The sequence below is a fragment of the Pseudomonas sp. TH04 genome (assembly GCF_016651355.1).
GTDB lineage: Bacteria > Pseudomonadota > Gammaproteobacteria > Pseudomonadales > Pseudomonadaceae > Aquipseudomonas > Aquipseudomonas fluorescens.
Window position 1 is genome coordinate 4,116,606 of sequence record NZ_JAEKEA010000001.1, and the last position, 15,358, is coordinate 4,131,963.

At 61.5% G+C, this 15,358-nt stretch carries 14 protein-coding genes; 9 read left to right on the top strand and 5 right to left on the bottom strand.

Annotation, left to right across the window (positions count from 1 at the left end; all coding sequences use genetic code 11):
• Window positions 1–168 precede the first annotated feature (168 nt).
• Window positions 169–681, top strand: coding sequence for a glycine cleavage system protein R (locus JFT85_RS18450; protein ID WP_201230252.1), 513 nt, complete (start codon window positions 169–171; stop codon window positions 679–681).
• Window positions 682–903: 222 nt separating this feature from the next.
• On the opposite strand, the gene rarD is transcribed toward JFT85_RS18450, so the two are convergent.
• The 5 genes from rarD to JFT85_RS18475 all read right to left on the bottom strand — a co-directional run bounded on the left by rarD (window position 904) and on the right by JFT85_RS18475 (window position 6,667).
• On the bottom strand, window positions 904–1,788 hold the full coding sequence (gene rarD / locus JFT85_RS18455) for an EamA family transporter RarD (protein WP_053258351.1): 885 nt from the start codon (window positions 1,786–1,788) through the stop codon (window positions 904–906).
• Window positions 1,789–1,965: 177 nt separating this feature from the next.
• Window positions 1,966–2,940: a serine/threonine protein kinase gene (locus tag JFT85_RS18460; RefSeq protein WP_015886213.1), complete on the bottom strand. Its 975-nt coding sequence runs from the start codon at window positions 2,938–2,940 to the stop codon at window positions 1,966–1,968.
• A 178-nt stretch (window positions 2,941–3,118) separates the two neighbouring features.
• A complete protein-coding gene (locus JFT85_RS18465) occupies window positions 3,119–5,017 on the bottom strand; it encodes a PhoX family protein (protein WP_053258350.1) in 1,899 nt (632 codons plus the stop codon).
• 90 nt (window positions 5,018–5,107) lie between these two features.
• Window positions 5,108–5,872: a TOBE domain-containing protein gene (locus JFT85_RS18470; protein ID WP_187601251.1), complete on the bottom strand. Its 765-nt coding sequence runs from the start codon at window positions 5,870–5,872 to the stop codon at window positions 5,108–5,110.
• Window positions 5,873–5,929: 57 nt separating this feature from the next.
• Window positions 5,930–6,667, bottom strand: coding sequence for a ComF family protein (locus JFT85_RS18475; RefSeq protein WP_201230253.1), 738 nt, complete (start codon window positions 6,665–6,667; stop codon window positions 5,930–5,932).
• Window positions 6,668–6,759: 92 nt separating this feature from the next.
• Between JFT85_RS18475 and bioB the strand changes: the two genes are divergently transcribed.
• The 8 genes from bioB (at window position 6,760) to JFT85_RS18515 (ending at window position 15,317) form a co-directional block, all read left to right on the top strand.
• Window positions 6,760–7,815, top strand: a complete 1,056-nt coding sequence (bioB, locus tag JFT85_RS18480) for a biotin synthase BioB (RefSeq protein WP_053258347.1) — start codon at window positions 6,760–6,762, stop codon at window positions 7,813–7,815.
• A gap of 144 nt (window positions 7,816–7,959) precedes the next feature.
• The gene (gene bioF / locus JFT85_RS18485; protein ID WP_078827442.1) at window positions 7,960–9,141 is read left to right on the top strand and encodes an 8-amino-7-oxononanoate synthase; all 1,182 of its coding nucleotides are present in this window, start codon (window positions 7,960–7,962) and stop codon (window positions 9,139–9,141) included.
• Window positions 9,134–9,865 (top strand): alpha/beta fold hydrolase, encoded by a 732-nt coding sequence (locus JFT85_RS18490; RefSeq protein ID WP_078827441.1) that lies wholly within the window; start codon window positions 9,134–9,136, stop codon window positions 9,863–9,865. The genes bioF and JFT85_RS18490 overlap by 8 nt, the downstream gene beginning before the upstream one ends.
• Window positions 9,858–10,670, top strand: coding sequence for a malonyl-ACP O-methyltransferase BioC (gene bioC / locus JFT85_RS18495; protein WP_053258344.1), 813 nt, complete (start codon window positions 9,858–9,860; stop codon window positions 10,668–10,670). Before JFT85_RS18490 ends, bioC begins: the two co-directional genes overlap by 8 nt.
• The gene (bioD, locus tag JFT85_RS18500; RefSeq protein WP_069551980.1) at window positions 10,667–11,347 is read left to right on the top strand and encodes a dethiobiotin synthase; all 681 of its coding nucleotides are present in this window, start codon (window positions 10,667–10,669) and stop codon (window positions 11,345–11,347) included. Before bioC ends, bioD begins: the two co-directional genes overlap by 4 nt.
• 106 nt (window positions 11,348–11,453) lie before the next feature.
• The gene (locus JFT85_RS18505) at window positions 11,454–11,735 is read left to right on the top strand and encodes a hypothetical protein (RefSeq protein WP_053258342.1); all 282 of its coding nucleotides are present in this window, start codon (window positions 11,454–11,456) and stop codon (window positions 11,733–11,735) included.
• 281 nt (window positions 11,736–12,016) lie between these two features.
• The gene (locus tag JFT85_RS18510; RefSeq protein ID WP_053258341.1) at window positions 12,017–13,822 is read left to right on the top strand and encodes a phenylacyl-CoA dehydrogenase; all 1,806 of its coding nucleotides are present in this window, start codon (window positions 12,017–12,019) and stop codon (window positions 13,820–13,822) included.
• 205 nt (window positions 13,823–14,027) lie between these two features.
• A complete protein-coding gene (locus tag JFT85_RS18515) occupies window positions 14,028–15,317 on the top strand; it encodes a GGDEF domain-containing protein (protein WP_053258340.1) in 1,290 nt (429 codons plus the stop codon).
• The last annotated feature ends 41 nt before the right edge of the window (window positions 15,318–15,358 follow it).

Here is a 15,358-nt window from a genome sequence, read left to right on the forward strand (position 1 = left end):
AGACTAAATACGTCGTTTAGCGACCCATTTTGGTCATGCGGTCACAGCGGATAACGGGATGTTCTCAAAAAACTATTGGATTGTTCCAGATAAATATAAAAATGGTACACGATTTGTTTTCGAGGGCGCCTGCGTCCACCTTGTAGATTGAATTCAGAGGGCTTCGCCATGGACCATCTTGTACTCACTATTATCGCCGCCGACAAACCCGGCTTGGTTGAACGCATCGCGCAGAACATCGCCGCTCACGGCGGCAACTGGCTGGAAAGCCGAATGGCCCACATGGCTGGGCAATTTGCCGGGATCCTGCGGGTCAGCGTTCCCACGCAGAGCCGTCAGGACCTGGTGAATGCGCTGGAGGATTTATCCACCCATGGCATTCGTGTGCTGGTGGGCGAGGGCAGTACCGGGCAGGCGTTGGACGCCAAGCCAATCTTGATGACGCTGGTGGGCAATGACCGTTCGGGGATTGTGCGCGAGATTACCGCGCTGTTGAGCAAGCAGGGCGTCAACCTGGAGCGCTTGAGCACTGATGTGCGTCCGGCCCCGATGAGCGGTGATCCGCTATTCAATGCCGAGGCCCTGTTGCGGGTGCCGTCAACCCTGTCCCTGGAGACGCTGCAGGCATCTTTGGAAACCTTGGCGGATGACTTGATGGTGGAACTGCGCAGCGAGGAATAACGGCCCACAGGGTTATGCATGGAAATCTTGCATGGGCCTGTGGATAACCTGTAGAGACCCGGCGCCAGGCCACGTGCGCCGTGGTTCTCCGTCGGCTGAGCAAAAAACGAGCAGTTTCAACGGCTTGTGCACAAATGGCGGGGATCAGGTTGTGGATAACCTTGGGGTGGATGTCTGCAAGCCATGCACGCTGTGGCTTGCAGAGGTTTGTACGTTATTTGATCAGCGTTTGCGCACGGTCAGCCAGGCATCCAGGCTGTAGACCACCAGGCCGGCCCAGATAAAAGCGAAGGCAATCAGCGTGCTCGGTGCCAGGTGCTCACCGAACAGCAGCACCGCTTCGAGCAGTACCAGCGTCGGCGCGACGTACTGCAAAAAGCCCAGCGCGGTGTAGGGCAAATGCCGCGCAGCGGCGTTGAAACACACCAGCGGGATCAGCGTCACCGGGCCTGCAGCCACCAGCCACCAGGCTTCGGAGGTGCTCCAGAATTCAAGCTGGGCACTGTGGGCCGACGGGTTGAACAGCAACCAGGCCACGGCAATCGGCACCAGCATCCAGGTTTCCACCACCAGCCCCGGCAACGCCTTGACCGGTGCCTGCTTGCGGATCAACCCATAAAAGCCAAAGGTCAGCGCCAGCACCAGCGACACCCACGGCAAACTGCCGACTTGCCACACCTGTTGCGCCACACCCACCGCCGCCAGCCCGACGGCTATCCACTGCAAGCGCCGCAAGCGTTCGCCGAGAATCAGCATGCCCAGCAGCACATTCACCAACGGGTTTATGTAATAACCCAGGCTCGCTTCCAGCATGCGTCCGCTGTTCACCGACCACACATAGGTCAGCCAGTTAGCCGCAATCAACGAGCCACTGAGTGCCAGAATAGCCAGGCGCTTGGGGTTGTCGCGCAGCTCACGGAACCAGCCCGGGTGTTTCCACACCATTAACAGCAGACCGCCGAACAGCGCCGACCACAACACGCGGTGCACGATGATTTCGGCGGCGGGAACACTGGCGATGGCTTTGAAGTAGAGCGGGAACAGGCCCCAGATGACATAGGCACTCAGGCCCAGGATGTAACCCTTGCGGGGGTTGGCGGCGTGCATTGCGGAATCCTTGCTTAGGCAGCTATCAAAGCGCGATTGTAAGGATTTTTGTCCGCAGGTGGGATTGGCTTTTCTGTGGGAGCTGGCGTGCCTGTGATGACTTCACCTTGGTGCGACGGATGCACCGAGTTGTTTGCATCGCCGGCAAGCCGGCTCCCACAAGAAGCAGAGCCAGGGTCAGAACAGTTTCAGCGGTTCTTCGTTGAGGGCCGACAGTTGCTCACGCAACGCCAGCACCTGATCACCCCAATACCGCTCGCTGCCGAACCACGGGAAGCTGTGCGGGAACGCCGGGTCATCCCAGCGTCGTGCCAGCCAGGCGCTGTAGTGCATCAGGCGCAAGGCGCGCAGTGGTTCGATGAGTGCCAGTTCGCGGGGGTCGAAGTCGTGGAATTCCTGATAGCCGTCCATCAATTCCGACAGCTGGCCCAGGCATTCCTGACGGTCCCCGGCGAGCATCATCCACAGGTCCTGGACGGCCGGGCCCATGCGGCAGTCATCGAGGTCGACGATATGGAACATTTCATCGCGGCACATCATGTTGCCGGGGTGGCAATCGCCGTGCATGCGGATGTTCTTGTGCGGCGTGGCCTTGTACACCTCTTCCACACGCTTGAGCAGGTCGCGCGCCACGGACTCGTATGCCGGCAGCAGGCTCTTGGGAATGAAATTGCCTTCCAGCAAGGTGTTGAGGGAATCGTGACCGAAGTTCTTCACGCCCAGCGCTTCGCGGTGTTCGAACGGGCGGGTGGAGCCGACCGCATGCAAACGGCCGAGCAACTGCCCCAGGCGATACAGCTGATCGAGATTACCCGGCTCCGGCGCACGGCCACCCCGGCGTGGAAACAGGGTGAAGCGAAAACCGGCGTGTTCGAACAGGCTTTCTCCGTTATGGATCATGGGCGCGACCACCGGCACATCGCATTCGGCCAGTTCGAAGGTGAAGCGGTGTTCTTCGAGGATCGCTTCATTGGTCCAGCGCTGGGGCCGGTAAAACTTGGCGATCAGCGGTTCGGAGTCTTCGATGCCCACCTGATACACACGGTTTTCGTAGCTGTTGAGCGCCAGAACGCGAGCATCGCTGAGAAAACCGATACTTTCGACAGCGTCGAGTACCAGGTCGGGGGTGAGTGTTTCAAACGGATGGGCCATGCAAACTCCTGCGCGCAGCAGGGCGCCGCGTCCGGCTCGGTATGGTAACGCACCCGCGCATAGATAGGTGGTGGCTGTGCGGACGCCTGCACAGGCAAGCCCGTTCCCACAATTGCCCGAGTGCCACCTTTGGAATGCGGTCAATTGTGCGAGCGGGCTTGCCCGCGATGAGGCCCTGTCAGGCGCCGACGACCCCACCGTCATCCCGCCGAATCGCCATCACTGACGAGCGCGGTTTACCGTTGGGCAGATGCTCCGGCCAGGTCGAACCACCGGTTTCCCCCGGGTGCTGAATTCCCACGAACAGGGTCTTCTGATCCGGCGAAAAGCTGATCCCCGTGACCTCACACGCCACCGGCCCGACCATGAAGCGACGAATTTCGCCGGTCGTCGGGTCGGCACACAGCATCTGGTTATTGCCCATGCCGGCGAAGTCGCCCGCGTTGCTGTAGTCGCCGTCGGTCAGGATCCACAAGCGCCCGGCCTTGTCGAAACCCAAGCCATCAGGGCTGTTGAACATGTTTTGTGGGTTGATGTTGGCAGAGCCGCCTTTGGGCGTACCGGCATGCACACCCGGGTTGCCGGCCACTACAAACAGGTCCCAGGTGAAGGTCGAGGCGCCGTGGTTATCCGCATCGGCCTTCCAGCGCAGGATCTGGCCGTAGACGTTTTTCGCGCGCGGGTTAGGCCCGCCAACGGGTTGGCCTTCCTCGCCGCGCTTGGCGTTGTTGGTGAGGGTGCAATAGACCTGGCCATCGGTGGGGCTGACCACGATCCATTCCGGGCGGTCCATGCGGGTGGCTTTCACCACGCTGGCGGCCAGGCGCGCATGGATCAGCACTTCGGCCTGGCTGGCGAAACCGCTGCTGGCGTCAATGCCGTTTTTGCCGTGGGTCAGCTCGACCCATTCGCCTTTGCCTTTGGGATGATCGGCATTGCCGTCGCCTGCGTCGAAAATGGCCACGTAGAGCGTGCCGTGGTCGAGCAGGTCCTTGTTGGCTTTCGGGTTGTGATGATTGATCGGGTCGCGGCTGACAAATTTGTAGATGAACTCACCGCGCTCGTCGTCGCCCATGTACACCACGGCACGCCCGTCGCGGGTTTCTGCCAGCGCGGCGTTTTCATGCTTGAAGCGGCCAAGGGCAGTGCGTTTGACCGGCGTGGACTTCGGGTCGAACGGGTCGATTTCCACCACCCAGCCATGTCGGTTGAGCTCATTGGGGTTCTTGGCCATGTCGAAGCGCGGGTCGTGCGGGTGCCAGTTGATCTCTTTGCTGGCGGCCACCACGCCGTAGCGCTTTTGCCCGGCGTCGAAGGCTTGTTGGGGGTTGCTGCTGCCGAAGCAGTCGGTGAAGTTCTCTTCGCACGTCAGATAAGTGCCCCACGGCGTCTTGCCGTTGGCGCAGTTCTGGAAGGTGCCGAGGACTTTTTTGCCGGTTTTGTCGGCGCTGGTTTTCAGCCATTCATGCCCTGCGGCCGGGCCGCTCAGGCGAATCGGCGAGTTGCCGTGGATGCGCCGGTTGTAGCGCGAGTCCTGGACGAACTGCCAAGTGTCGCCCTTGCGCCGCACTTCGATGACCGACACACCTTCGCTGGCCTGGGCCTTGCGCACGTCTTCGGCAGACTGCGGTGCGCCGCCGTGGGCGTAGAGGTAGCGGTAGTTGGTGTATTCGTTGTTGATCGCCATCAGTGCGCGGTTGTCGTCGCCGGGGAAGGCGAACAGGCTCATGCCGTCGTTGTTGTCACCGAATTGCTGCTCCTGGGCCTGGGCGCTGCCGTTGCCGGACGGGTCAAAGGCCGGGCCATGGGTGTGCAGCGGCTGGCCCCAACTGATCAATACCGAGGCGCTGTAGCCGGGCGGCAAGGTGATGGCGTCGCTAGTGGCAGCGGCGATGCTGGTAAAGCCCAGCAATGGGCTGGCGGTCGCGGCATTCACGGCCATTGCGCTGCGCGTCAGCAGGTTGCCGCCCAGGAACATCGCTGCACCACACAGGGCGCCGGCGCCGATAAAACGCCGGCGGGTGAGGCCGACCATCTGTTCAAGGTCAGTGGCTTGGTTTTCTTCTAATAAGCTCATGTCAGGCTCCCTGCGGTTTTTGCAGACACCTTAAGGAGCAGTCATGACGAAATTGTTGCAGTTTGAAGGCCGGCGCTGTGCGCCTTCCCGCTACACTGGCGTGCCGAGCAACACGTTGCTGGGCGAGAACTGCACCTGGATCGGTTGGCCGTCGGCGGCGTTCAATCCCTTGAGCGCGGCCGGCTGCGCCAGGGCGCACAAAACCTGGCCATTGGGCAGGGCGATACGCACTTCGCTGGGGCCGTCATCGGCGTCGAAAACCGTGTCGATGACACCGCTCAGGCAATTGTGTCCAGGTGTTGCAGCTTGCTCGATGGCGAGTAACTCCAGCCAACCGGCCTTGATCAGGGCCACCACTTCTGTGCCGATCTCAAGTTCCAGCCGCTGCGTGCTGTCATGGGTGATCTGCGCCTTCAGGCTCAGGCCACCGGACAGTTGCAGACGGATCAAGTCATTGCGGCCGTGGCTCTCAATGCTGCTGACCTGACCATGCAGCTGGTTGCGCGCGCTGGTGCGCAGCATCAAGCGGCCCAGCAGGTTGAAGTCGCTGGCATCTTCGGCCGAACCGAGTACCTGCGCTTGCAGCACTTGCAGGCGCTGATAGAGGCGCAACACGCGCTCACCTTCGGCCGTCAGCCTGGCGCCGCCGCCGCCCTTGCCGCCGACGCTGCGTTCAACCAGCGGTTTTTGCGCCAGGTTATTCAGTTCATCGATGGCGTCCCAGGCCGCCTTGTAACTCAAACCAGCGCTTTTGGCCGCGCGGGTGATCGACCCCTGCTCGGCGATATGCGCCAGCAGGGCGATGCGCTGGGGACGGCGGAGGATGTGTTGGCTGAGGGAGGTCGGCAGAGACATGTGCGCACGCTTGGATAAGGTCAGCCGACGTTGCAGGCGTGGCGCACGGGAGTCAAGTCATGCACCGGGTTTTGGCGTGCGTGCCAGGCAATAGACGTCGACCTGGCGCGCACCGGCTTCCAGCAACAGCCGGGCCACACTGTGGGCGGTGGCGCCGGTGGTGAGTACGTCGTCCACCAGCGCGAAGTGGCGGCCTTGCACGTGGGCGCCGGGCGCCAGTGAAAACGCCGTGAGCAGGTTGCGTTTGCGGGTCTTGGCGTCCAGGGCTTGTTGCGCGACGGTTTCATGGGGGCGTAACAACACCTGTTCATTGTGTGGGAGGTCGAGGTCTTCGCTGAGCCAGCGGGCCAGCATCAAGGCCTGATTAAAACCCCGTTGCCGCAGGCGTTTGCGCGCCATGGGCACCGCCAGCAGGCAGTCGGGCCGGGTCAGTTCAGCATTGTCGAAGCGGTGTTGCAGGTGTTGTCCCAATAAACCCGCGAGCAGATGGCCGAGCGGCCAGCGCGACTGGTGTTTGAAGCGGCTGATAAGGGTGTCGACCGGGAAGCTGTAGATCCAGGGCGCAATCACTCGTTTAAAGGCCGGTGGTTGCTTCTGACATTGGCCGCAGACCAATCCATCCATCGGCAGCGGCAGCGCACAGATGTCGCAGGCGTCCATTAGCCACGGCAGCTCGATTTCGCAGACGTTGCACACGCAATGGCTCGATTCCGTGGCTTCATCGCAGATTAAACACGTCTGGTTGTTTTTTAACCAGATGTAAACCTTGTGTTTGTGTTCGGGTTGACAGTGCATGAATCTTCCTTAAATATGCCGAGCATCCGTGTCGTGCCTGTGGGTATTGCCCTTCCCACAGCGAAAGCCCAAGCATAATCAAGGAATCGCCCATGAGCGCCAGCACCACTGCCACCCTGCGTCACGATTGGTCCTTAGCCGAAGTCAAAGCGCTGTTTGTACAGCCCTTCAATGACCTGTTGTTCCAGGCGCAGACCGTGCACCGCGCGCATTTCGACGCCAACCGGGTGCAGGTGTCGACCTTGCTGTCGATCAAAACCGGTGCCTGCCCGGAAGATTGCAAATATTGTCCGCAGTCGGGCCACTACAACACTGGCCTGGAAAAAGAAAAGCTGATGGAGGTGCAGAAGGTCCTCGAAGAGGCCGCTCGCGCCAAGGCCATCGGTTCGACCCGCTTCTGCATGGGCGCCGCCTGGAAACACCCATCGGCCAAAGACATGCCGTACGTGCTGGAAATGGTCAAAGGCGTGAAGGCCATGGGCCTGGAAACCTGCATGACCCTCGGGCGTCTCGACCAGGACCAGACGCAAGCCCTGGCGCAGGCCGGCCTCGACTACTACAACCACAACCTCGACACCTCGCCCGAGTTCTACGGCAGCATCATCACCACCCGCACCTACGGCGAGCGTTTGCAAACCCTAGCTTATGTGCGCGATTCCGGGATGAAGATCTGTTCGGGCGGCATCCTCGGCATGGGCGAGTCCCTCGACGACCGCGCCAACCTGCTGATCCAGTTGGCCAACCTGCCGGAGCATCCGGAGTCGGTGCCGATCAACATGCTGGTGAAGGTGGCCGGTACGCCGCTGGAAAACGCTGAAGACATCGACCCGTTCGATTTCATCCGCATGTTGGCCGTGGCGCGCATCCTGATGCCGCAATCCCATGTGCGCCTGTCGGCCGGTCGTGAGGCGATGAACGAGCAAATGCAGGCCCTGGCGTTTTTTGCCGGTGCCAATTCGATCTTCTACGGCGACAAATTGCTGACCACCGCCAACCCTCAGGCAGACAAGGACATGCAACTGTTCGGGCGCCTGGGCATCCTGCCGGAAGCCCGCGAAGAGCATGCCGACGAAGTGCATCAGGCGGCGATTGAGCAGGCGCTGGTGGAGCAAAAGAGCAGCGAGCAGTTTTATAACGCTGTTGTTTGATTGAAATGCACTCCAAATGTGGGAGCGGGCTTGCTCGCGAAGGCGATCGGTCAGTTGATAGATGCAGTGACTGATACACCGCCTTCGCCAGCAACCTCGCTCCCACATTTTTGACCGAGTTCCACCTGATCTGCCGAGGCCTGCATGTCTTTTGATCTCGCCGCGCGTCTCGCTGCCCGCCGTGCCGAACACCTTTACCGTCAACGCCCCTTGCTGGACAGCCCGCAAGGTCCGCAAGTGGTGGTGGACGGCCAACCGCTGTTGGCGTTCTGCAATAACGATTACCTGGGCCTGGCCAATCACCCGCAAGTGATCGAAGCCTGGCGCGCCGGTGCGTCCCGTTGGGGCGTGGGCGGTGGCGCTTCGCACTTGGTGGTCGGCCATGCCACGCCGCACCACGAACTGGAAGAAGCCCTGGCCGACCTGACGGGGCGCCCGCGTGCGCTGCTGTTTACCACCGGCTATATGGCCAACCTCGGCGCGGTCACCGCGCTGGTAGGGCAGGGCGATACGGTCCTGGAAGACCGGCTCAACCATGCGTCGCTGCTGGACGCAGGCTTATTGTCGGGGGCGCGATTCAACCGCTATCTGCATAACGACGCCGACAGTCTGGCCAAACGGCTGGAGAAGGCGACCGGTAATACCCTGGTGGTCACCGATGGGGTGTTCAGCATGGACGGCGACCTGGCCGACCTGCCCGCGCTGGCCCGCGAAACCCGCGCGAAAGGCGCCTGGTTAATGGTGGACGACGCCCATGGTTTTGGCCCGTTGGGCGCCAAGGGTGGCGGGATCGTCGAGCACTTCGGCCTGAGCCAGGAGGACGTGCCGGTGCTGGTCGGCACCCTGGGCAAAGCATTTGGCACCGCCGGGGCGTTTGTGGCGGGCAGCGATGAGCTGATCGAGAGCCTGATCCAGTTCGCCCGGCCGTATATCTATACCACCAGCCAGCCGCCGGCATTGGCCTGTGCAACCTTGAAGAGCCTCGAGCTGCTGCGCACCGAACAGTGGCGACGCGAGCACCTCAATAACCTGATCCGCCAGTTCCGTCGGGGGGCCGAGCAGATCGGCCTGGCATTGATGGACAGCTTTACGCCGATCCAGCCGATCATGATCGGCGACAGCGCCAAGGCCATGCGCCTGTCACAGATGCTGCGCGAGCGCGGCCTGATGGTGACCGCTATCCGCCCGCCTACCGTGCCCGCCGGCAGTGCCCGACTGCGCGTGACATTGACGGCGGCCCACAGCGAGGCACAGGTGCAACTATTGTTAAGCGGGTTGGAAGAGTGTTTCCGGTTGTTAAGCATCACGGAGCCCGACCATGCGTGATCGACTGATATTGCTGCCTGGCTGGGGCCTTGGCGTTTCCCCGCTGGAGCCTTTGGCCGCCGCGTTGCGCGGCCTCGACGAACACCTGCACGTGCACATTGAGCCCTTGCCGACGCTGGCCTCGAGTGATCTGGATGAATGGCTCGACGAACTCGACGCCACGCTGCCGGACAACGCCTGGCTGGGCGGCTGGTCACTGGGCGGCATGCTCGCCTCCGAGTTGGCGGCGCGACGTGGCGAGCGTTGCTGCGGCCTGCTGACGTTGGCGAGCAACCCGAGTTTTGTCGCACATGCGCGCTGGCCCAACGCGATGCCCGCCGAAACGTTCGATGCGTTTCTTGCCGGTTGCCACGCTGATTCCCAGGTCACCCTCAAACGCTTCGGCCTGCTGTGCGCCAAGGGCGCCGAAGACCCGCGCGGGCTTTCGCGCTTGTTGGTCAGCGGGGCACCGAATACGCCTTCCAATGCGCTGATGCCGGGCCTGGAACTGCTCGCGCAACTGGATACCCGCGCGGCCTTGCAAGCCTACCGCGGCCCGCAACTGCACCTGTTTGGCGGTTTGGACGGCCTGGTGCCCGCCGAAGCCGCGAGCGACCTGCTGGCCCTGCTGCCTGATGTTGAAATCGGCCTGATTGAACAGGCCGGCCACGCTTTTCTTCTGGAGGACCCTCACGGTGTAGCGGGGGCCATCCAGGCTTTTTTGCATGAGTGCGTTGATGACTGATTTATCCCACCCCCCACTGCCGGGTGCCTTGCCGGACAAGCGCCAGGTGGCGGCGTCGTTTTCCCGTGCGGCGGCCAGTTATGACAGCGTGGCCGAGTTGCAGCGCGCAGTGGGGGCTGAACTGCTGGCTCGCTTGCCGCCGGGCAGCGCGCCGCAACGCTGGCTGGACCTGGGCTGCGGCACGGGATTTTTCAGCCGCGTATTGGCCGAACGGTTACCGGCCAGCCAGGGCGTGGCATTGGATATTGCCGAGGGCATGCTCAACCACGCGCGGCCATTGGGCGGTGCCGAGCATTTCATCGCCGGGGATGCCGAGCGCCTGCCTTTGCAGGCCGACAGTTGCGGGTTGATCTTTTCCAGCCTGGCGGTGCAATGGTGTGCGAACTTCGACGCTGTGCTCAGCGAGGCCCATCGCGTGCTGCATCCCGGCGGCGTGCTGGCGTTCGCGAGCCTGTGCGTGGGCACCCTGGATGAATTGCGCGAAAGTTGGCGGGCGGCGGATGGGTGGGTGCACGTCAACCGTTTCCGCACCTTCGAGGCTTATCAACAGCTGTGCGCCGCCAGCGGCTTGCGGGTGGTGAGCCTGGAGCGCCGGCCCCATGTGCTGCACTACCCGGATGTGCGCAGCCTCACCCACGAACTCAAAGCGTTGGGCGCACATAACCTCAACCCGGGTCGCCCGGGAGGGTTGACGGGACGCGCGCGGATTGTTGCACTGGTGGACGCTTACGAGCAGTTCCGTCAGGCCCGGGGCCTGCCCGCCACGTATCAAGTGGTGTATGCCGTACTGGAGAAACCTCTATGAGCGCCGCTTACTTCATCACGGGCACCGACACTGATGTCGGCAAGACCACCATCGCCGCCGGCCTGCTGCATGCCGCTCGGCTCGCGGGCAAAAGTACCGCGGCCGGAAAGCCGGTGGCCTCCGGCTGTCAGGTGACGCCCAAAGGTCTGCGCAATGCCGACGCGTTGGCGCTGCTGGCTGAATGTTCGTTGCCGCTGAGTTATGCCGAAGTCAACCCGGTGGCATTAGAGCCGGCCATCGCGCCTCACCTGGCGGCGCGCGAAGCGGGCGTTGCACTGACGGTGCAATCGCTCTTGAAGCCGATGCAGCAAATACTCGCCCGGCAGGCAGATTTCACCCTGATTGAAGGCGCGGGCGGCTGGCGTGTGCCGCTGGCCGATCAGGACAACCTGTCGGACCTGGCCATGGCGCTCAAGCTACCGGTGATCCTGGTGGTGGGCGTGCGCCTTGGCTGTATCAGTCATGCCCTGCTCACCGCTGAAGCCATCGCGCGCGACGGTTTGCCGTTGGCTGGCTGGGTGGCGAATATCATCGACCCGAAGACCTCTCGTCTGGAAGAGAACCTCGCCACCCTGGCGGAACGCTTGCCTGCGCCATGCCTGGGGCGAGTGCCGAAACTCAAGCACGCCAGCGCCGAAGCCGTGGCTGAGTACCTGGAATTGGACCTGCTTGACTGATTTTGGCTATCGCTAAGGCATTATGCCATTAGTGTTTTTGACGAGCGTTTTGCCAGGATCTCTGCTTCAATTCAGGTTCACGATTCTCTAAAGGCAGGCTTACGCCATGGAAATCTCTGGAAGCAGCGCGTTTTATTCGGGGCTGAGCACTATTCAGGCCGGGCAGAACCGCGTCGATCAGGCCGCCGGCAACATTGCCAGCGCCGCGACGACCCAGCCCTCCGACGCCCAAAGCGACCGTTTGCAAGCCAACGATCGCGCCCAGCCGTCCAACTCGGCGAGCAATATGGTCGAAATGGCCCAGGGCAAGTTTCAAGTGGAGCTGGGCGCCAAAGTCGCCAAGGCTTCGAATGAAATGCTCGGCACCTTGATCGACACCTACGCTTAAACGCCTCATAACCCGGCTCTCGCTGTCTGCGGGAGCTGGCGTGTGTGGGCGCTGGCTCCCACATTGTCCTGCGACATCTTGCTGAACTTCTAAACTCCTTTTAAACGTGGCACTGCGCCGCAGGCCTTGCCGTGCGTGGCATTGATGCGCGTCATGACAACGGCTTCGGTGCGATGCTTGACAACCCCAGGTCGTAAACGTATGTTTCAAACACCTGTTTGACCGCCATAACAAATCCACGCGGTTGTTCATCCCAGATACATCAGCAGAGGTTTATCGCTATGCCTGACTACAAGGCCCCCTTGCGTGATATTCGCTTCGTTCGTGACGAACTGCTCGGCTATGAAGCGCACTATCAGAGCCTGCCGGCTTGCCAGGACGCTACCCCGGACATGGTTGACGCCATTCTCGAGGAAGGCGCCAAGTTCTGTGAGCAAGTGCTGGCACCGTTGAACCGCGTGGGTGACATCGAAGGGTGCACCTGGAGCGAGTCAGGCGTTAAGACCCCTGCTGGTTTTAAAGAAGCCTACAAGCAGTTCGTCGAAGGCGGCTGGCCAAGCCTGGCTCACGACGTTGAGCACGGTGGCCAAGGCCTGCCGGAATCCCTGGGCCTGGCTGTCAGCGAAATGGTCGGTGAAGCCAACTGGTCGTGGGGCATGTACCCGGGCCTGTCCCACGGTGCGATGAACACCATCTCCGAGCACGGCACCCCGGAACAGCAGAACGCTTACCTGACCAAACTGGTCTCGGGTGAGTGGACCGGCACCATGTGCCTGACCGAGCCTCACTGCGGCACCGACCTGGGCATGCTCCGCACCAAGGCCGAGCCTCAGGCGGACGGCTCCTACAAAGTCTCCGGCACCAAGATCTTCATCTCGGCCGGTGAACACGACATGGCCGACAACATCGTCCACATCGTGCTGGCTCGCCTGCCGGACGCACCGGCCGGCACCAAAGGTATCTCGCTGTTTATCGTGCCCAAATTCCTGCCGAACGCAGATGGCTCGATCGGTGCGCGCAACGCGGTGACCTGTGGCTCCCTGGAGCACAAAATGGGCATCCACGGTAACGCCACCTGCGTGATGAACTTTGACGCGGCCACCGGTTTCCTGATCGGCCCGGCGAACAAAGGCCTGAACTGCATGTTCACCTTTATGAACACCGCTCGCCTGGGCACCGCACTGCAAGGCCTGGCCCACGCTGAAATCGGCTTCCAGGGCGGCCTGAAATACGCTCGCGATCGTCTGCAAATGCGCTCCCTGACTGGCCCGAAAGCGCCGGACAAAGCGGCTGACCCGATCATCGTGCACCCTGACGTGCGCCGCATGCTGCTGACCATGAAAGCCTTCGCCGAAGGCAACCGTGCGATGGTGTACTTCACCGCCAAGCAAGTGGACATCGTCAAGTACGGCACCGACGACGAAGCCAAAAAACAGGCCGACGGCCTGCTGGCATTCATGACGCCGATCGCCAAGGCATTCATGACCGAAGTCGGTTTTGAGTCCGCCAACCACGGCGTGCAGATCTACGGCGGCCACGGCTTTATCGCCGAGTGGGGCATGGAGCAGAACGTTCGCGACAGCCGCATTTCGATGCTGTACGAAGGCACCACCGGCATTCAGGCGCTGGACCTGCTCGGCCGTAAAGTGCTGATGACTCAAGGCGAAGCGCTCAAGGGCTTCACCAAGATCGTGCACAAGTTCTGCCAGGCCAACGAAGGTGTTGAAGCGGTCAAAGAGTTTGTGACACCGCTGGCTGCACTGAACAAGGAATGGGGCGAGTTGACCATGAAGGTCGGCATGGCCGCGATGAAAGACCGTGAAGAAGTCGGCGCCGCTTCGGTGGATTACCTGATGTACTCCGGCTACGCGTGCCTGGCTTACTTCTGGGCCGACATGGCGCGCCTGGCTGCCGAGAAACTGGCTGCCGGCACCACTGAAGAAGCGTTCTACACCGCCAAACTGCAGACTGCGCGCTTCTACTTCCAGCGCATTCTGCCGCGTACCCGCACCCACGTTGCAACCATGCTGTCGGGCGCCAGCAACCTGATGGACATGAAAGAAGAAGACTTCGGCCTGGCTTACTAAGCCTTACCGGGTCTTTCGAGAGCCGCCGCTTCCCTTGGGAGCGGCGGTTTTTTGTTGGCTGATAAAAAACACAGCCCCGCACTCAGGGATTGCTATTGGCTGCCGTTACAGTGATGGCAATGTGATACAGGTCACACTGAGTGTGCTTAACTGTGCGCAGTCAGGGCACTGTGCCATCTTTTTTGAGCGGGTCGGAGCTTTACCCTTGTTGCGCGTGTCGGCTGTACGTTTCAGTCATTTTCTTCCTTCATTACTGCTGTTACTGGCCGGGCTCTCGGCTGCGTACGTCAAAGATCTCAACGTCTTCTTCACCTCACTGTTCAACGTGTTGCCTACCCTTGTGCTGTTGCTCGGCGGTTCGTACTGCGCGGTGTATCGTCGCCAACGTGAGCTGTTCCTGATGATCACGGTGTATGTGGTTTACTTCCTGTTGGACGCCCAGACCGATTACTACCGCGACAACGGCCGTGTCCGCGAAGACGCGGCGGTGGTCTTTCATCTGTGTTGCCTGTTGCTGCCGCTGCTGTTCAGCATCTATGCGCTGTGGCAGGAGAAAACCCACCTGTTCCGCGACTTCGTGGCCCGTTGCGCGGTGCTGCTTGCCATCAGCAGTGTGGCGCTGGCGCTGGAGCAAAGTTTCCCACAGGCCTTGCTGAACTGGCTGGCGGAGATTCGTTGGCCGGCGTTGCACGGCAGTTGGATGAGCCTGATCCAATTGTCGTACCCCATGTTCCTGATAGGTTTTGTCACCCTGGCAGCGCAGTACTGGTACCAGCCGCGGCCTCTGCACGCTGCGCAGTTGGTCGGTTTGCTGGGGCTGTTCTGGATGTTGCCGCAAACCTTCATCCTGCCGTTCACCCTGAACATCATGTGCAGCCAGGTCATGCTGATGATCGCGGCCGGTGTGGCGCATGAGGCCTATCAAATGGCCTTTCGTGATGAACTCACCGGCTTGCCGGGCCGCCGCGCACTTAACGAGCGGATGCAGCGCCTGGGGCGCAATTATGTGTTGGCGATGAGTGATGTCGATCACTTCAAACGGTTTAACGACACCCACGGGCATGACGTCGGCGACCAGGTATTGCGCCTGGTGGCCAGCAAGCTGTCCAAGGTCAATGGTGGCGGGCGGGCCTATCGATACGGCGGGGAAGAGTTTGCCGTGGTCTTTGCAGGCAAGACCCTCGATGAATGCATGCCGCACCTGGAGGAGATCCGCGAGATCATCGCCAGCTACGACATCAAGCTGCGCAACCCAGACCGTCCCCATGACGACCAACAGGGCCGTCAACGCCGCGCAGGCAGCGGCGCGTCGAGTGTGTCGGTGACGGTCAGCATCGGTGTGGCCGAGCGCCAGGCTGAACAGCGCAGCCCTGAGGAAGTGCTCAAGTCCGCCGACCAGGCGCTGTACGCCGCCAAGGGCGCCGGGCGTAACTGCGTGGTCGCGGCCGGGCAAACCCGGCGCGGCGCGGTACGCATGGAAAGCGCTGCCGGTTGAGTGATGGTGGTGTATTCAGCGGTTCTACAGTGATTGTTTGC